The sequence below is a fragment of the Arthrobacter sp. sptzw42 genome (genome assembly GCF_059089685.1).
Genome location: NZ_JBNHEX010000012.1, coordinates 1 through 17,539, shown reverse-complemented (window position 1 = coordinate 17,539; position 17,539 = coordinate 1). Strand labels below are relative to the sequence as shown.

Here is a 17,539-nt window from a genome sequence, read left to right as displayed (position 1 = left end):
GAGAACGCGGCGGTGCAGCACGGCGCACATATACAGGAGGATTCCATGCAGCAGGATGCACGGGTGCAGGACGCCCCGCAAAAGCCGGACAGTGACGGCGGGCGGCGGATCGAGGTCCTGGTTCCCATGCGTTGGGGTGACATGGACGCTTATGGGCACATCAACAACGTCCAGATTGTCCGGATGCTCGAGGAAGCGCGGATTGGTGCTTTCGGGCCGCCGCGGGGAGCAGGACTGCCCGGTATCGAGCCCCACGTCTCCCTCTTCAACGACGTCCCCGACGGCACCATGGCGCTGGTGGTGGACCATAAGATCCGTTACGTCAGGACCTTGGAGTACCGAAACATTCCGGCTGTGGTCCAGGTGTGGATCGGCGCCGTCAAGGGAGCAAGCTTCGATATCCATTACCTGGTCCAGGATCCCGTCACGGGGGAGGAGTGCGTGAAGGCCAGCAGCCACCTCGCCTTCGTTGACGAAACCACAGGGCGGGTGCAGCGCCTAACACCGGAACAAAAGGAACGGATGGCGCCGTTCACGGCCTGAGCCGATATCACCGAGGTGTGGTCCGGCTGCTCCGGAAATGTCCACTGGGGCGGGTGCAGCCATTGCACTGGAGAAGGTGGCACCGGAAACTGAAAACCCACAGCACAGAGGAGCAGACAATGGCCCAGAAAAAGACCTGGAAAGAAATGTCACCGTCAGCTAAGGCTGGCACCATATTGGTAGGCATCGGGCAGGTGTCCCTCCTGGTTGCGGCGCAGCGGGACATTTCGAAGCGTCCGGCCGCGATGATCAACGGTCCGAAGGCTGCCTGGCGTGCGGCATCCTTCATCAACTTCATAGGGCCCGTGGGCTACTTCACCTTCGGCCGGAAAAAGCCCGGAGCGGTGTCGTAGCGGGGGTGAAGCCGCGGAGGCGCGGGCGGCTCCGAGCACCGGTTCAGCTTCACCCTGTAAATTTGAATCCATGACCCCCGCCTCCACTGCTGCCATGACCCGCGCCCTCGGCATCTCCAAGGAGATCGAGGACGCGGCGTGGTTCGTGCTTGGTCCGGGGCTCCTCGGCAAACCATCAGCACTTGATGGCCGCACCATGACCTGGACGTCCGAGGCCGCGGCGGAACTCCTGGAAAGGCTGGAACGGGGCACGCCGGATCCGAAGGCGCCCATGATGACGAACCTCCGGCAGAACCTCGACGGCGCGTCCCGGCAAGCAAAGCAGCTGGCCGTCGAACTGTTGTTCCTGCAGTCCCTGCCGCTGGCCCATGAGGTGAAGTCCCTCAAGGTCAAGCGCGCCCGCGTGGCCGAGGCCGCCTCCTGGCTCGAACCCCCGCTTGACCTGCCCGATGAGCTGTATGAGGGCCTGACGGACCATGGTGTCATCCGTGACCGGACGGCTGAGTTCAACTGGACAATCTGGGACCACCTGAAATGGCTGTGCCGTTTTGTGCAGCAGGTGGACCAGCAGCCTACCGCTGACATTGCCGCAGCACTGCAGGACCCGTTGCAGTTCCACCGCCTCGCCGCAGCCACGCCCGGCGACCAGCCGGCCATCCGCCGCAGCATCGAGTTCCTCACCTGGCCCAGCTACTTCGAGCCCGTCGTCGCGGATGTGGAACGCCAGGAGATCCGCGACGCCTTCGCCTCGCTGGTGGGCGGCGCGAAGGGCGACGCCGAGGAGGACGTCACCGCGGACATCCATCGCATCCGCCTGCACCTGGATGAGCAGGCCGGCCAGCGCATCGACTGGCACGCCCGCCAGCTCGTCAGCCAGTGGCGCAAAGTGGGCGACCCGGGCCGGCGGGCGTGGCTGCTGCGCACGCACAGCGACAACACCGAGCTGCTCACAGCCTGGCAGGGCGAGGAGAAGGTGACGCTCGACGTCGAGCATCTCCGCCTGCTGGATCCCGGCGTCACAGCGGGCCTGGTCCAGCACGCAGTGGACGAGGACTACAAGCACCTCGGCTACGTGGAGCGCGAGGACACCAAAACGGTGGTCTTTGCGTTCCTGACGGTCATGAAGCCCGGGGACTTGGTGCTGTACCAGCACTCGGGCGCCGTACGGCTCGGCGTGGTGCTGGGCGAGCCCGAACACAACGCGGACAACCGGCGGTTGCGCCGGAAGGTCCGCTGGTTCGATGAAGGCCACACCACTACGAGCCTTCCCCGCCACGTCCAGCGGCAGCTGGCCACACCCGGAATCGTCGTCGACCTGACCCGCGTGGTGCAGGCCCTGCAGGCCCTGTTGCCGGCCGAAGCGGAAACAGAGCCCGACGGCGATGCTGAAGCGGCCGCCGTCGTACCTCCCGTCCAGGAGGGCTTCCGTGCGCTGACCCGCGAGTTCGCAGACGCCCTGCACATGGAGCTGGAGCCGCTCCAGGAAATTGCCGAGCTGCTGGAGGAGAACCGCCAGCTGGTCCTGTATGGTCCGCCGGGCACCGGCAAGACCTACCTGGCCAAGCACCTTGCCGCAGAGCTGGCGGACGACACCACCGACGAGCGGGTCAAACTCGTGCAGTTCCACCCGTCGTACGCCTACGAGGATTTTTTCGAGGGCTACCGGCCGGACAAAACCGACGAGGGCCAGGTCTCCTTCAAACTGGTGGCCGGCCCGCTCCGCCGGCTGGCTGAAGAAGCAGCCAAGCCGGGCAACGAAAAGAAACCGTACTTCCTCATCATCGACGAGATGAACCGTGCCAACCTGGCCAAGGTTTTCGGCGAACTGTACTTCCTGCTGGAGTACCGCGATGATCGGATTTACCTGCAGTACAGCCCTAACGAGCCGTTCACGCTGCCGGACAACCTTTACATCATCGGCACCATGAACACCGCGGACCGGTCCATCGCCATGATGGATGCCGCCATCCGCCGCCGCTTCGCGTTCATCGAGCTGCACCCGCAGACGGAACCGGTGAAGGGGTCCCTGCTCCGGTTCCTCGAGGCGCGCAGGTTGGACACCACCCCGGCGTTGCTGCTGGATGCCCTGAACAGCGCCATCGACGAGTGGGACCGGGACCTGATGATCGGCCCGTCGTACTTCATGAAGTCCGCCGCCCACACTCCTTCCGGGCTGCGGCGCATCTGGAAGTACGAGCTGATGCCCCTGCTTGAGGAGCACTATCACGGCCAGCTGACCCGGGCGCAGCTGGAGGAACGCTTCGGACTGGACCGGTTGCTGGAACGCCTTGCGGGCCGCTGATCCCGGCTCGTCCGTCCGGCATCTGGTGCTGGACGAACTGTCCCGTGGAATGGTGGGACGGCTGGACACGGCCAGCGCCGCTTTCCTGAACTCCAGCGGTCTGGCCAAGGCGTCTCCGATGGGCCTCGGACTGTACCGCATCGAGCCGGTGGGCAAGGTGGGCTCGGTGCGGACTCCCACGGTGCAACTCGATGTCCGGCCCAAGGACCGGCTGGGGCTCAGCCGGCTCCTGTTCCTGCTCAGCTACGCCGGCGAACAGGGTTTCCGTCCGGATACCGTTGCGGCGCTGGAAGACAGCGAGCTGTGGAGCGCGCTCGCGGAGTCGCTGGCCCAGCTCGCCGAACGGGCACTGGGCCGCGGCGTCCTGCAGGGCTACCCGACCGTGGACGAGTCCCTCCGCACGGTGAAGGGCCGCATCCGGATCTCTGACCAGATCTCCCGGCGGCCGGGGATGCTGGTGCCGCTGGAGGTGTCCTATGACGAGTTCAGCGAGGACATCGCCGAGAACCGCATCCTCCGCGCCGCATTGGAGCGGATGGGCCAGGTGCCGCGGGTCCGGCCGGAGGTGTTGAGCCGGCTGCGCCAGCTCAAGGGAAGGCTCGACGCCGTAACCCGCCTTCCAGCAGGCGCCCCGCTGCCGAGGTGGACGGCAACCCGGATAAACCTGCGCTACCACGTCGTCCTCCGCCTGGCAGAGCTGATCCTTCGCAACGCCTCGGCCGAAGCCGGCCAGGGCCAACAGCAGACGGCGTCGTTTGTAGTGGACATGGCGCAGGTGTTCGAGGACTTCGTGGGCACCGCGTTGCGCGAGGCCCTGTCGCCCTACCCGGGGGAGCTGCGGCTGAAATACCACGCGCTCCTGAGCGAGGCGGTCCGGGACTCCGACCGGCTTTCCGTGCAGCCGGACGCCGTTCACCTCCTGGGCGGGCGTCCCGTAGTGGTCTTCAACACGAAGTACAAAGCTGCCTCCGACCTCGGGGCCTCCCTCACCGCCGACCATTACCAGATGCTGGCCCACTGCACCGCTCTGGCGGTCCCCACTGCATGGCTGGTGTACGCAGGAGCCGGCGAGGTTAAGCTGCGCCGCATCCTCAACACCGACATCGACATCGTGGAGTTCCCGCTGGACCTGTCCAGGCCGCCGTCGGAAATCCTCGCCTCCATCTCGGAACTGGCCCGGCAGTCCTGGGGCGAGGTGGTCCGGCAGGCGTCCGCGCGCTAGCCGGGCAGCGCCCGGAGGGCACCCGGGCCCTGCATGCGGGGTTAGGGTCCGGGTGGGGACTACACCGGCACCCGGAACGTAAACGTGGTTCCCTTGCCCAGGTCGCTTTCCACTTCGATGGTCCCGCCGTGGGCCTCCACGATGGCTTTGCTGATCGGCAGGCCCAAGCCGACGCCAGGGATGGCTGTCCTGCGGACGCTGCTGGTGCGGAAGAACTTTGCGAAGACCTCGGAGGCGTCCTCGGGGCTCATGCCCATTCCGGTATCGCTGACCCGGCAGGCCAGGTGGCCGTCCTCCTGTGCCAGCGTGACCAGCACATTGCCGCCATCGGGGGAGTACTTGAGGGCGTTGGACACCAGGTTGTCCAAGACCTGGGAAATCCGTGCCCCGTCCACGTGTGCCTCCAACCGCTCCGGTGTATCAGCAGCCAGAACCACACCGGAGGCCGCCGCTTTCGGCATGGCGGAGGAGACGCTGCTGCGAACAAGATCAGCCACGTCAACAGTGTGCGGGGAGACGATCAGCTGTCCGTTGCGGCTGGACAGCAGATCCGATACCAGCGTGAGCAGCCGCTCCGAATTCCTCCGGATAATTTCCAGCATGTCCCGCTGGGATTCCTCCGGCTCATCGCTCAATAGAATTTCCACATACCCAAGGATTGATGTCAGTGGCGTGCGGAACTCATGCGAGACGCTGGAGACGAAGTCGTCCTTGGCCGCCAGCGCGTTGACCAGGTCCGTGACGTCGCTGAAGGCGATCACGGAGCCGGAGAATTTCCCGTCGGCGTCCTTCATTGCCCGGGCGGTGGTCACGAAGGCACGTTGCTCATTGCCTGAGCCAAGCCAGACAAGGTAATCGGTGAACGTTTCTCCCAGCACGGCACGGCGGACAGGGCGTTCCTGCACTGGAACCAGCGTTTTGCGGTCCGGTCCGTAAACGAGCAATTGGGACTCGTCCGGGTCCGCTATGTCCTTGGGCCGCGCCAGTTCGTGGTTTACCCGCTGCTTCCGGTTCATCAGCACGTCATGCCCGTCGGCGTCCACCGCCAGGACGCCCAGGTGGACGGTGTCCAAGACCGTATTCAACAGCGCTTCCTGGCGCTGGCTCGTCTGCAGGTTCGCCTGCAGCTGGGCGTCCTTATCCTCCAGCTGCCGCTGTTGCCGCATCATGCTGTGGGTCAGGACACTGACGGACACGCCGATGCCCAGCATAATCACGGGCAGGAGCAGGGCGCGGGTGAATTCCTGGGCTGTGGAGGCACCCTTAAGCAACAAGGGCACCCAGATGATGGCAAGCGGTCCCAAAAAGGAGAGCCACAGTGCAGCCCGCGGGTAATATCCGGAGGCACATAGCCAAATGACCGGGAACACCGAAAGCAAACCCAGGGTGGTCAGGCTTTCCTGCCCGCCCTCCCGGGCAAAACCGATGGAAATGAAGTCCAGCAGTGGAACGATGAGGAAGCTTGTATAGGGCAACCGCTCCCAAGGGGTGAAGTAGCAAATGCCCATGATGGCAAGCTGTGAAATGACGAAGACGGCAAACAGGGGATTTTCAAGCGTGCCGGGAAAGAACGCCCACACCAGGAACACGGTGAAGAGAGTCGTCACAAAGAGCGGCATCTGGCTCAGCGCTACCCGTTGCGTCAGCCGGAGCTCGTGAAAGGGCCGCCGAAAGAACCTTATCCGGCCGGACGACCACGCTACGGGCTTAGTCATGGCGTGGAAACTTGCGGGACAAGGTGTGTAAGGCCATATCAGCAGGATATCCGCAGCCAGCTATACTTCAGACGTTGGCTGCTGAGGGGACGCTATGAGTGATGCACGTGTCGGACTGGTTATTGAGGATGACCACGACATTCGGGAACTGGTTCGCACAGTGTTGACCCAGGCAGGCTTTGACGTGACCGTAGCGAGCAGCGGCGCCGAGGGCGTCCTGACGGCCAAAACACTCAACCCGGATGTCATCACCCTGGACCTCGGGCTGCCGGACATTGATGGTTTTGAGGTCTCCCGGCAGATCCGTGAATTCTCCGATGCCTATATCGTGATGCTGACGGCCCGCACTGAAGAGCTGGACACCCTCATCGGGCTGGAATCCGGCGCGGACGATTATCTCACCAAACCGTTCCGGCCCAGGGAGCTGCGCGCCCGCATCGCTGCGATGATGCGCCGTCCCCGTTCCGTCCCGGAGCCGTCAGACGCAACAGATGCCGAGGCATCAGCGGATGCCCTGGCGCACCCCGAACGTGGCAACTACAGCCATAACGGGCTGGAGTTAAGTTATGCATCCCGCACGGTGGCCGTGGACGGCACCGAGATGAACCTGACCCGCACTGAGTTCGAGCTACTGCACGCACTGCTGGAAGCAGGCAGGACTGTCCGGACCAAATCGGACCTGGTGCGTCGGCTGCGGGACGAGGACTACGACGTCGGGGGTTACATCAGCGAAGCGGACGAACGGTCCGTCGAGGTGCATATGGGGAACTTGCGCAAGAAACTGGGGGATTCGCCGCAGAAGCCGCGGTGGCTCCAGACGGTTCGCGGTGTGGGCTACAGGCTGGCTCCGGGCGAACACTGAGTCTGCAGTCTGTCCATCGTTTGCCCGCTGCACCGGCTGATTGGTCGAAGGAACGTTTTAGCAAGCCTGGGCAGGACGACGGCGGCGTCATCGTCAAGCCCTTCAGTCCGGATTTCGCCCTCCAGGGCTGCCGCCAGGCCTGCGAGCCGCTCGGCGCCCACCATTTGGCTGGATGTCTTCAGGCTCAGCACAGCGTCGACCGAACCGTCCAGGTCGCCAGCGGTCAGGGCGAGCCTCAGGCGGCCGATGCGATGGGGTAGGTAGTTGATGAAGTTGCCAACAAAAACCCGGCAGTAGCCCTCGTCCTCCCCGAGATCCTCACGGAGCCGGTCCAGGACTGTATGGTCCACCAATGGCCAGCCGGAGTCGTCGGACGGGGTCATCGCTGTCCTTTCGGCTGTGGTCTTCCACTCCGGAAACCGGTGGATTACGTGGGGCATTGGCTCCTTCTCAGATTAGGGCTGCTTCGCCTGCTCACGACGGGTCCGCGTGAGAATTGTGGCTTTCTTGATGAGGCTGTAAGTACAGCCCTGTGCCCGACCTTGCTGCTCCGCACTTCGTTATGGGCGTCACATGGTCCCGCCTGCAGCAGGAGCCCCATGTGCGTCATCAACAGCGCGTCCTGGCCCGGTTTACCGTTTTGTGCGGCCCCCTTGGGTCGCCGCAGTTAGCTGGCCGCTGCTCCGGACCCTTTCGTGCTGCAGTCCTCCAAGCGGGACAACGAAGTCATCCTTCCGGGCCGATATCAAGAGCTACCGGGGTAAAGGCAAAAGATCGCCTCAAGAATGCTCCCTGTTCAGGCCCGGGCCGGAGGGCGAGGGTGCGGCGCCGAGAAACTGCACCAGCTGAGCTTCCAGTGCCGAGCCGTCCTTGAGCTCACATTCCCAAACGGTGAGCACCTCCCAGCCGGCGTCCTCCAGCAGGCGGCGCTGGCCCGCGTCGCGCTCCTTGGTGCGTGAACGCTTGGCTGCCCAGAACTCGGCGTTCGCTTTGGGCGCGTGCAGGCCCACCCGGCAGTTGTGGAAATGCCAAAAGCAGCCGTTGACGAAGATGACTTTGCGGCGGCCCGCGAAGACAAGGTCAGGATTGCCCGGCAGGCGGGTTCCGCCCGTGCGTCCGTGCAGGCGGTATCGGTATCCCTTTGCGTGGAGGAGGCGGCGGACCAGCAGCTCGGGCTTGGTGTTTTTGCCGCGGATCCGGGACATGTTCCAGCTGCGCTGCTCCGGGCTCAGCTTGTCCGCCATGCTTCCAGTCTAGGTTCCTAGAAACCGCGCTCCGGCTGGTCCCCGAGCTGGAAATGGCGCCCGGTCACCGATGTGGGTTCGATTTCGACGTAGAAGTCCTTGAGCGTGGGCAATCACGACTTCAGCCCCAGCTCCTCCACGGAAGCGAGTTCGGCCGAGTTGCTCAGGACCCGGGCTTTGCCCCGAAGGACCACGGACCACGCCTCGTCCGAGAGGATGCCGTCGGCCTCGAAAAGCACTGCTGAGTTTATGATCAGCTGGGCGAGCTCGTTGCCAGGAGCAGTCCGCAGGTACAGCATGCCGCCATTCTTCTGTGTCCCTTGGGAAAGTTCCAGGGGCTCGACGCGTTCATTCGTCGTGACCAGCTTGAGTCAACGCCGCGGAGGACTGCTTACGAGTCGGCTTCTTCTATGACGTTCTCCGAGACAAGTGGGTGGTGAATGGAGGGGCCTGCACCTGTGGATAAGTCTTATCGCTGAAATGTGAGGTGGGCTACCCTTAGATCACTGTCCGGAGTATGCCGTCTTGAAACTACGGGGGGATTAGCGGCCCATGACATCGCATAACGTATTCGCATCCAGATTGAAGCGTCTTGGCGGTGTCGCCACAGTTCTCGCCGGAGCGTTGGTGCTGGCCGGGTGTGCGGGCGGAGCGCCTGCAGATCCCGGCGCCGTATCCCCGACTGCTGCACAGTCAGCCTCCTCCAGCCCTTCGGCCACTCCGACGGCGACACCAAGCGCCGCCTACAAACCCGCCGACGCATCCGGCCCAGCCCAAAACGTCCCCCTTCCCGTGCTTCCCGAAGTGGCAAAAACGGAGACGAAGGAAGGGCTTGAAGCTTTTGTTCGCTACTGGTACTCAACCCTAAATTACGCTTTTGAAACCGGTGAGACGGACAAACTTGCAGAAATAAGCGGACCCAGCTGTGTCTTCTGCAATGGACTAAGAGACGGAGTGACAGAGGCATGGAGAGAAGGTCGTTGGGTGTCGGGAGGAAAAATTGAAACGCCTGCCATCTCTGTCGTCTTCGACCCCGGGGTGGAACCACACGCCATAGTCCAGGTGCTGCAGCAAACGATCGAAATCAGAAAACCGGATGGGAGCCTTTTTCAAGCCCCGACTGCGGCTACAAATACGGGGAGCCGTGCGGCCGCTACTTTTGGCCCCACAGGCTGGACGATGACTGACCTCGGTCTAATCAGGTAAGAGGATGAAAGCCGGGCCTCTGAAAGTCCTCTGGATGACCTTGCTGCTACTGGTTGTCAGTCCCACCCTCGCGTTCGCCGACATTTCACTCGGCTATGAGGAGAAGGGACTAGGAATTGGTGCGGATCAATGGGTTATCGAAGAAGGCACGGGCCACCTTGTGCGTGCAGCGCCAGGCTCTGTAAATACCGACCCCAACGAGTACAAGTACGAGCTCCAATGCCACCTTGGCGGGGGTGATTTCGATACTCCGTGCCTCGCCCGGCAGATTGAATGCAACGATGGCCCGGAGGGCGAGGAGGGCATTCCCGTCATCTGGCTGTCAAGGCCCCGCGGGGTTCCCGGCGCTGTCTGGGCCCACCACTCGGGCCCGACCTGCCTTTACGATGCTCAGCCGGAAGACCTGCTGCCGCGAATTGCCGCGGACATTCAGCGGCAGTTCGAAAGCCTGCCCGTGAACGCCGGAACGGTCGTTGCCCAACCCAGCCCCCACACGCTAAGGGGTGCCGAAACAAACTTCTATGCCGAAGCAGTTGAACAGCAGTTCGACGTCACGATGTTCGGCCAGCAGGTGCACATCGTGGCCACTCCGGTCCAGTACACCTGGAACTACGGCGACGGCACTGTCTTCGGTCCGCAACCGTCAATGGGAGGCCCGCTGCCGCAGGACCGGTGGGGCGAAAAGACGAGGACGAGCCACGCTTACGGAACTACTGGGGACTTCCAAATCGTGCTGACCACCACCTTCCAGGGAACTTACTCGGTAAACGCAGGCCCTCCGCTGCCCATCCCCGGTCAAGGCCAATTCAGTGCACCACCTCAAACCATCAGCGTCTGGCGGTCACTGACTCGGAACTATGCCGACGACTGCAACGTGAACCCGCAAGGGCAGGGCTGCCCGGGCGTCGGGGCACCGCGCTGATCTCCTGCCGTTGCCGGACGGGCGCGCCGACGGGTGCGATACACACATCCGTCGGCGTCAGCTCCCTACCTGCGGTAGGTCGGGACCGCGCGGCAAGGGTGTGATCCGCACCGCATCCGGAATAGTTGCAGGTGCCTCCCAGTTGCGCCAGACAGTACGTCGAATACTTCGAAAGGACGCGCATGCTGTTTTCCCCTCTGGCCCTTGGCGAACTTGAGCTCCCGAACCGACTGGTGATGGCGCCCCTGACCCGGCTCCGCGCCGGAGAGGATGGTGTTCCCGGACCCCTCATCGCGGAGCATTATCGCCAGCGCGCTTCGCTTGGCCTGATTGTCAGCGAAGGAACCTACCCCAGCCAGGCAGGCCGTTCCTACCCCGGCCAGCCCGGCATCGTCACTGAGGAACAGGTAGCCGGTTGGAAGAAGGTCACCGACGCGGTCCACGCCGAAGGCGGCCGGATGTTCGCCCAGGTTATGCATGGCGGCCGGGTCTCGCACCCCGACATCACAGGCGGCAACACCATCGTCGCCCCCAGTGCAGTAGCCATTGAGGGCGACGTTCGCACCCCCTCGGGCAAACAGCCCTACCCCGTGCCGCACGCACTCACCACGGACGAACTGCCTTTGGTGTTTCAGGAATTCGTGGCCGCCTCGCTGAACGCCATAGAGGCAGGGTTCGACGGCGTGGAGCTGCACTCGGCCAACGGCTACCTCCTTCATGAGTTCCTGGCACCGAACTCCAACATCCGCACGGACAGCTACGGTGGTTCCCCGGAGAACCGGGCTCGTTTCGTCATTGAGGCGGTCAACGCGGTTGTGGCAGCAGTGGGAGCCAACCGGGTGGGTATCCGTATCTCGCCGGAGCACAACGTCCAGGGCATTGCGGAGGTTGACGCCGCAGATGTCCGGGCAACCTATGAGGTGCTGGTGGACAGCATCGCCCCGCTGAACCTCGCCTACCTCAGCATCCTGCACCACGAACCGGCCGGCGAACTGGTCCAGGACCTCCGCGCCCGCTTCGGCGGCACCTTCCTGGTCAACACCGGCTTCAGCGTCGTCACCACCCGGGAGGAAGCGGCTGCGCTGGTGGCGGACGGCCACGCTGACGCGGTGGTGGTGGGCCGTCCCGCCATCGCCAACCCCGACCTGGCACGGCGGTGGAACGAGAGCCTGCCGCTGAACGAGCCCGACCCCTCCACCTTCTACGCCGAAGGCGCCAAAGGCTACACAGACTACCCGGCCTACGCCGGCTAATTGCCCTTCAACGCAATTACGCGATAACAACGACGGCGGCACCCGGCCTGGGTGCCGCCGTCGTTTGCTGTCCGGTGTGCTGTCCCGGCAGCGGGCGCCGAGCGCCATCCGACGGCCTTCGGCTACTTGAAGTTGGCCCACCGGGCTCCACAGGGGTCCCGGCGGTGATCGAATGCTACTCCAGCAAATGGAGTTTTACTAGGGGCGGGTCCAGCGACAGCAGGAAGTGCTAAAGAAGCGCCTCCCGGCCGGTTCCTTCTGTCATCACGAGCTTGCCGTCCTCGATGGACACCAGCACGCTTTTGGGCTTTCCACTGACCTTCGTGATCGCCTTTAGGCCCTTGTTCGTCACTTCAACTCCGACGTGCGCGCCCTTTGCCGGCAGCTCCACGGACACCTCGGACGCGATGCCGAGTATGGGATTTGTGGAAACGTCCAAGTCCCGCCGCGCCTGCTTGCCGTTCACCGTCACGGTGATGTTCGCTTCCTCGAACCCCTCCTGAAACACAATAAGCAGTTCCCGCATGATGCCCTCTTCCTCGAGCGATGGGTGCCTTGTGACGGTATTCCAACTACAGCACTTTGCGGGCGGCAGCGGAATAGCCAGCTCCCAGGCGGTGGCGTTCAGCGCCAGTGGAGCGGGGCCAAGCGCTTAGGGCAAGATGTTCTGGTGACCCAACTGCCGCATGCTCCTTCCCCTGCACCGTCCGCAACCAGCAAAAGGGAGGACGGAATCTATAGCCAGATCGCAGCCGAACTGGGTGTCAAAGCCTGGCAGGTGAAAGCAGCGGTGGAGCTGCTCGACGGCGGCTCCACCGTCCCCTTTATTGCCCGGTACCGCAAGGAAGCCACCGGCACGCTGGACGACACGCAGCTTCGCGACCTCGATGAGCGCCTGCGCTACCTCCGCGAGCTGGAGGACCGCCGTCGTACGGTGCTCGATGCCGTTGCATCGCAAGGCCAACTCACCCCCGAGCTGCAGAAAGCGATCCTCGCTGCTGATACCAAGTCCCGGCTCGAGGACATCTACCTGCCCTTCAAATCCAAGCGGCGGACCAAAGCACAGATGGCCCGTGAAGCCGGCCTGGAGCCGCTGGCCGACGCGCTGCTGAAACGGCCGGAGCTTCACCCGGATCGTGAGGCCGCCAAGTACCTCAACCCTGAGCACGCCGTTGGTGATGCAACTGCCGCGCTCGCCGGTGCGAGGGCCATTCTCGTGGAGCGGGTTGCGCAGGATCCCGACCTCGCCGCAACCCTGCGCGAGCGTCTTTGGACACAGGGCCGCATGGTGTCCCGCGTGAAGAAGGGGAAGGAGACCGAGGGGCAGAAGTTCGCTGACTACTTCGAGTTCGCGCAGGCCCCGGCGGGTATGCCGTCGCACCGGGTATTGGCTTTGCTGCGCGGCGAGAAGGACGGCGTCCTTGAGCTCGATCTTGCCGAAGCAGACCCCACAGACGACGCCGCCCTTGTCGCCGCGCGTTCCCGGTACGAGTCAGCGGTGGCCAGGTGCCTTGGGGTCGCCGACCGCGGACGTCCCGCTGACAGCTGGCTAATGGAAACGGCGCAGTTGGCGTGGCGGTCGCGCGTGCTCGCGCGGTTGACGGCCGATCTTCGGGGCAAGATGTTCGCCGCCGCAGAGGACGAGGCCGTCCGCATTTTCGCCGCCAACCTTCGGGACGTGCTGCTGGCAGCACCTGCCGGGAACCGGGCGACGCTGGGACTGGACCCTGGGCTTCGGACCGGCGTCAAGGTAGCAGTGGTGGACGGCACCGGCAAGGTTGTGGCAACGGACACGGTCTACCCGCACGCGCCGGCCAGGAAGTGGGACGAGGCGCTGGCAACGCTGGTACGGCTGGCACGGCAGCACACCGTCGAACTGGTGGCCATTGGCAACGGAACCGCGTCCCGGGAAACGGATAAGCTCGCCGCTGAACTGATAAAGCGTCTGCCGGACGTGGAGCGCAAGCCGCAGAAGCTTGTGGTTTCTGAAGCCGGGGCATCCGTCTACTCGGCTTCAGCCCTCGCCGCGGCCGAGTTGCCGGGGATGGATGTGTCTCTCCGCGGGGCAGTGTCCATTGCCCGCAGGCTGCAGGACCCCCTTGCCGAACTGGTAAAGATTGATCCGAAGTCCATCGGCGTTGGCCAGTATCAGCACGACGTGACGGCATCGAAGCTGGACCGCAGTCTGGACGCAGTCGTGGAGGACTGCGTCAACGCCGTTGGGGTCGACGTCAACACTGCTTCGCCCGCGCTGCTTAGCCGGGTTGCCGGCGTCGGGCCGCTGCTGAGTGAAAACATCGTGGCGTACCGCAACGAGCACGGGCCCTTCACAAAGCGGGCCGAACTGAAGAAAGTGCCGCGGCTCGGAGCCAAAGCGTTCGAGCAGTGCGCCGGCTTCCTCCGGATCACCGGGGGAGCGGAGCCGCTGGACGCGTCCAGCGTGCACCCGGAGTCCTATGCGGTGGCCCGGAAGATCCTGGTTGCCGCCGGTTCTGCTCCCGCATCATCGCTGGACCCACGGGAGTTTGTTGACGATACCGTTGGGCTTCCCACGGTGCAGGACATCCTGGTGGAGCTGGACAAACCGGGGCGGGACCCGCGTCCCGCCTTCGAAGCTGCCGCCTACTCGGAGGGGATTGAGAAGATCTCCGACCTCAAGCCGGGGATGGTTCTGGAAGGGACCGTGACAAACGTTGCAGCGTTCGGGGCATTCGTGGATGTGGGCGTCCATCAGGACGGACTGGTCCACGTCTCGGCGCTGGCGAACCGTTTTGTGTCAGACCCGCGTGAGGTGGTGAAGTCCGGGCAGGTGGTCCGGGTGAAAGTGCTTGAGGCAGACCCCGATCGTAAGCGCATCTCCTTGACGCTGCGGCTTGAGGATGAACCTACTTCGGGTGCCGCTGGTTCCGGTGCCACGGCTGCCGGAAAGCCTGGCGGCCGGCCGCAGAACCAGGAGCGCGGGGGGAAAGACCAGAATGGCCGGCGCGGCGGCAGCCCCGGTGGCGGACAGGGCGCCGCCAGGGGGTCGGAACGGGGGGTTGGCCAGGAGCAGGGACGAAAGGGTGGCAAGCCGGCACGCAGCGCCCCGGCGGCTGGCCGCGGTTCTGCTTCCCAGGCGGCCCCTGTAGATACCGCGATGGCTGAAGCGCTGCGCAGGGCGGGGCTCGGCAAGTAGCCGGACTGGAGGCTGGCGATTGCGTGTCCAGGTGCGGGCGCGGCAGCTGCGCCTTAGGCCAGTGACAGCACGAACGCGAGGATGAATCCTGCGGCCGTGCTCAGGGCGACGGCCGGGCCGCCGTGTTCGTATGCTTCGGGCATTAGGGTGTCCGCGAGCGATGCGATTACGGCGCCGGCGGCAAAAGCCAGGGGAATGGAGATGGCTTCCGGGGCTGTTCCGGACAGCGGTCCCGCACCCACTACGACGGCGATAACCAGCAGGGCCGCACACGCCAGCCAGAGTCCGAGGATGCTTCCGGTTGACCGGCCTTGGCTGCGCATGGATGCCGAACCTACCAGCGCTTCCGGAAAATTGGAGACAAAGATGGCCGCGAGGAGTGCCAAACCGCCGGTTCCTTCACCAAGCGCGATTCCGAGAGCAACGTTCTCCGGCACACCGTCAAGAGTTACTGCTGCCAACAGCGCCAGGCCTGCTGCTCCACGCGTTGATGCAGCTGTGGGCGCCTTATCGCTGGCAGCTGCATCGGTGTCCAGCTTGGCGCTGCCCTGGAGCTCGTCTGCAGGAGTGGCCTGTTTGTCGTCGCCTGCTTGGGCCCACCGGTCCAACAGTGCACTGAGGACCGTGAACACTACTGCCCCGCCCATTAGACCGACGGCCGCGCGGACGATCCCGCCGTGTTCGTAGGCGTCCTCGAACAGTTCAAAAGCGAGTGCTGTAATCAGGGCACCTGCGGCGAAGGCGAGCAACATGGCCAAGAGGCGCTTGGGAAGTTCGAAGCGGACACCGATGAAAGCACCCAGGACCAAAGCACTGGATGCTATGACGCCGAACCACAGCGACATCATCATGCCGCAAGTATAGGAGCAGGCCCTTGACGTGGGAATACTTAACCGGCCCGCGATGCGGTGGGCGCACTTTCCGTGATGAGGGGGTTTCTGCAAAGGTGGGTTCATGACTTATTTCTTGGAGTACACGATTCCTGCCGCCGACGACGCCGAGTTTGAGTTCCCGCACGATGAGATCAACTCTGGTACCACCATTCCGCTGACTCAGACCAGTGCAGATGTTGTGCACACTCCCGAGCTGCCAGCGCGAACCGGCATCATCGGGGCTACTGTTCCCGAGGCTAAGCTGGAGGCGGAGCAGTTGATCACCCACAGCCGTGCAACTGAGGCATCCTTGTACTTCGACCCGTCCAACTCCCTGAACGCCGGGGTTGGGAACCTCGTGGCAAGGTTCAGTAAAGGCCGCGGCTGGCAGGACGTTTAGCGAACCTTCGGGGTCAGTTATCGGCCCACGAACCGGGGCCGGCCGAATTGGGTCCGGACCCCGGGCGAGTACAGTACGGAATCCGGCGGGCCAGCCACTTCCATCCCTGCGGCTCCAAGCAAACCATCTTCTAGTTCGAGCACGTCTGCAACGTACAGGGGCCACGGTTCGTGGGTGTTCGGGATATAGACCGTACGGCCCCTAAAAGTGCTGTGCAGCCCGAAGCGCGCAGTCAGATAAATGGACAGTGGATCGTCCGCAGGCTTCCCAAGATTCGGCGCAGCACGGAAAATGCTGCTGGCGCCCTGCCTGAACCTGCGGACTGAGTAGCTGGTAACTGGGGCCAAAGCCGACGGCGGCGCGTAACCGGTGCGCGACCAAACATAGGGTATGCCCGCCGCCCGAGCGGCCAGGACCACGGGGAGCCGGTTTGCGTCCAGGCTTAGAAAAACCACACCACGCGTGCCGTCGGACTCCCTGGAGTAGAGGCGGACATTGACCTCAGTGAAATTTCCCAGGTGCGGGATGCCTGGTCCCCGTCCTATGCCCGCCTCCTTCATGCGGAAGCCGATAAGGCCGGCCCAGGAGGTTCCGTCGAAGGTATCCGGCTGAACGCCCCGGGGCATAAAACGGGCTGCAACGGGTTCCGGAATGCGCCAGTGCAGGAAAACGGCATCTATCCATCGCTGATCCATGATGACAGGAAGAGGCAGTTCCTCCGGCAGTGGCCACCGTAGCGCCCTGTTTAGGTGTTGGTTCATCGCCCGCTCCTGCTAGTGCTCGAGTACCCCGGGAAAGCCGGCCGACGTCGTGAAGGTGGTTCGGGGGAACCAGCCTTAGCACGGCGGACGTCATGCTGTGAAGCCTAATGGAGGTGATCAAAAGGAAGCAGTGCCTTCCCGCAACCGAGATACCGGCTTACGGGCGTGCGCCCACGGGCGGCAGGTCGGTCCTTGCAGCCGCTCGGGCTCCCCGGGGACGAGGCTGTTTACGCAGCGTCTCCGGGTGGAACCAAGGGCCTTCGTTCCCGCGCGGTGGTGTTTGTTTCGGTGGTGGCTTGGGGTGGTGGGGGTGGTTTGAAGTAGTGGTTTTGTTGGGGTTTTTGGTGGGGGTCGAGGTGGTTTGGGGGTGTGTACCAGGGGGTGCCGTTGATGGTGGTGATGGTCCATTGTTCTTTGTGGATCAGGTGGTGGTGGCTGCTGCAGAGGAGGGCGCCGTTGTTGATGGTGGTGGTTCCGCCGTGGGACCAGTAGGTGATGTGGTGGGCTTCGCACCAGGGGGCGGGGATGGTGCAGTGGGGGAAGGTGCAGCCTTGGTCGCGGGCGGTGAGGGCGAGGCGTTGGGTGGGGGTGAAGAGCCGGGTTTTGCGGCCTAGGTCGAGGATTTCGCCGTGGGTGCCCAGGAGTGCGGGGATGATGTCGGCGTCGCAGGCGATCTTGCGGAGGGTGGCGGCGGCGACGGGTCCGGTAA

At 63.9% G+C, this 17,539-nt stretch carries 17 protein-coding genes and 1 pseudogene; 10 read left to right on the top strand and 8 right to left on the bottom strand.

Features of this window, described 5'->3' with window-relative positions; translation table 11 throughout:
* Positions 1-126: 126 nt before the first annotated feature.
* The 4 genes from AC5RT4_RS14240 to AC5RT4_RS14225 all read left to right on the top strand — a co-directional run bounded on the left by AC5RT4_RS14240 (position 127) and on the right by AC5RT4_RS14225 (position 4,420).
* Entirely contained in the window at positions 127-543 is a 417-nt protein-coding gene (locus AC5RT4_RS14240; RefSeq protein ID WP_494041350.1) for an acyl-CoA thioesterase, read from the top strand.
* A 119-nt stretch (positions 544-662) separates the two neighbouring features.
* A complete protein-coding gene (locus AC5RT4_RS14235) occupies positions 663-896 on the top strand; it encodes a PLDc N-terminal domain-containing protein (RefSeq protein ID WP_494041271.1) in 234 nt (77 codons plus the stop codon).
* Between the two features lie 70 nt (positions 897-966).
* Positions 967-3,198: an McrB family protein gene (locus AC5RT4_RS14230; RefSeq protein ID WP_494106163.1), complete on the top strand. Its 2,232-nt coding sequence runs from the start codon at positions 967-969 to the stop codon at positions 3,196-3,198.
* Positions 3,185-4,420, top strand: coding sequence for a 5-methylcytosine restriction system specificity protein McrC (locus tag AC5RT4_RS14225; protein WP_494106162.1), 1,236 nt, complete (start codon positions 3,185-3,187; stop codon positions 4,418-4,420). The genes AC5RT4_RS14230 and AC5RT4_RS14225 overlap by 14 nt, the downstream gene beginning before the upstream one ends.
* 59 nt (positions 4,421-4,479) lie before the next feature.
* Here the strand turns inward: AC5RT4_RS14225 and AC5RT4_RS14220 are convergent, their stop codons facing one another.
* Positions 4,480-6,135: a sensor histidine kinase gene (locus AC5RT4_RS14220; protein ID WP_494106161.1), complete on the bottom strand. Its 1,656-nt coding sequence runs from the start codon at positions 6,133-6,135 to the stop codon at positions 4,480-4,482.
* 94 nt (positions 6,136-6,229) lie between these two features.
* On the opposite strand from AC5RT4_RS14220, the gene AC5RT4_RS14215 reads away from it, so the two are divergent.
* Positions 6,230-6,997, top strand: a complete 768-nt coding sequence (locus AC5RT4_RS14215) for a response regulator transcription factor (protein ID WP_494106160.1) — start codon at positions 6,230-6,232, stop codon at positions 6,995-6,997.
* Here the strand turns inward: AC5RT4_RS14215 and AC5RT4_RS14210 are convergent.
* The 3 genes and pseudogenes from AC5RT4_RS14210 to AC5RT4_RS14200 all read right to left on the bottom strand — a co-directional run.
* Positions 6,970-7,380 (bottom strand): Hpt domain-containing protein, encoded by a 411-nt coding sequence (locus AC5RT4_RS14210; RefSeq protein WP_494041349.1) that lies wholly within the window; start codon positions 7,378-7,380, stop codon positions 6,970-6,972. The genes AC5RT4_RS14215 and AC5RT4_RS14210 overlap by 28 nt on opposite strands.
* Before the next feature lie 396 nt (positions 7,381-7,776).
* The gene (locus AC5RT4_RS14205) at positions 7,777-8,241 is read right to left on the bottom strand and encodes a very short patch repair endonuclease (RefSeq protein WP_494106159.1); all 465 of its coding nucleotides are present in this window, start codon (positions 8,239-8,241) and stop codon (positions 7,777-7,779) included.
* A 17-nt stretch (positions 8,242-8,258) separates the two neighbouring features.
* Positions 8,259-8,537: pseudogene (locus AC5RT4_RS14200) on the bottom strand (pyridoxamine 5'-phosphate oxidase family protein); the annotation flags it as partial.
* Between the two features lie 256 nt (positions 8,538-8,793).
* Here AC5RT4_RS14200 and AC5RT4_RS14195 point away from each other — a divergent pair.
* The 3 genes from AC5RT4_RS14195 to AC5RT4_RS14185 all read left to right on the top strand — a co-directional run bounded on the left by AC5RT4_RS14195 (position 8,794) and on the right by AC5RT4_RS14185 (position 11,622).
* A complete protein-coding gene (locus AC5RT4_RS14195; RefSeq protein WP_494106158.1) occupies positions 8,794-9,447 on the top strand; it encodes a DUF6318 family protein in 654 nt (217 codons plus the stop codon).
* Between the two features lie 34 nt (positions 9,448-9,481).
* Positions 9,482-10,369: a hypothetical protein gene (locus tag AC5RT4_RS14190; RefSeq protein WP_494106157.1), complete on the top strand. Its 888-nt coding sequence runs from the start codon at positions 9,482-9,484 to the stop codon at positions 10,367-10,369.
* Between the two features lie 182 nt (positions 10,370-10,551).
* Positions 10,552-11,622 carry an alkene reductase gene (locus AC5RT4_RS14185; protein ID WP_494041263.1) on the top strand — a complete coding sequence of 357 codons (1,071 nt, stop codon included), beginning with the start codon at positions 10,552-10,554 and terminating at the stop codon, positions 11,620-11,622.
* Positions 11,623-11,851: 229 nt separating this feature from the next.
* Here the strand turns inward: AC5RT4_RS14185 and AC5RT4_RS14180 are convergent, their stop codons facing one another.
* The gene (locus AC5RT4_RS14180) at positions 11,852-12,148 is read right to left on the bottom strand and encodes a hypothetical protein (protein ID WP_494041262.1); all 297 of its coding nucleotides are present in this window, start codon (positions 12,146-12,148) and stop codon (positions 11,852-11,854) included.
* 144 nt (positions 12,149-12,292) lie between these two features.
* Here AC5RT4_RS14180 and AC5RT4_RS14175 point away from each other — a divergent pair, with 144 nt between their 5' ends.
* Positions 12,293-14,797, top strand: coding sequence for a Tex family protein (locus tag AC5RT4_RS14175; protein ID WP_494106156.1), 2,505 nt, complete (start codon positions 12,293-12,295; stop codon positions 14,795-14,797).
* 53 nt (positions 14,798-14,850) lie between these two features.
* Here the strand turns inward: AC5RT4_RS14175 and AC5RT4_RS14170 are convergent, their stop codons facing one another.
* On the bottom strand, positions 14,851-15,648 hold the full coding sequence (locus tag AC5RT4_RS14170) for a ZIP family metal transporter (RefSeq protein ID WP_494106155.1): 798 nt from the start codon (positions 15,646-15,648) through the stop codon (positions 14,851-14,853).
* 103 nt (positions 15,649-15,751) lie between these two features.
* Here AC5RT4_RS14170 and AC5RT4_RS14165 point away from each other — a divergent pair, with 103 nt between their 5' ends.
* Positions 15,752-16,069, top strand: a complete 318-nt coding sequence (locus AC5RT4_RS14165) for a hypothetical protein (RefSeq protein WP_494106154.1) — start codon at positions 15,752-15,754, stop codon at positions 16,067-16,069.
* A 17-nt stretch (positions 16,070-16,086) separates the two neighbouring features.
* On the opposite strand, the gene AC5RT4_RS14160 is transcribed toward AC5RT4_RS14165, so the two are convergent.
* Complete coding sequence (locus AC5RT4_RS14160) at positions 16,087-16,830, bottom strand: YqjF family protein (RefSeq protein ID WP_494106153.1); 744 nt, start codon at positions 16,828-16,830, stop codon at positions 16,087-16,089.
* A 227-nt stretch (positions 16,831-17,057) separates the two neighbouring features.
* Positions 17,058-17,539, bottom strand: a 482-nt coding sequence (locus AC5RT4_RS14155) for an HNH endonuclease signature motif containing protein (protein WP_494106152.1), incomplete at its 5' end; no start/stop codon positions are given.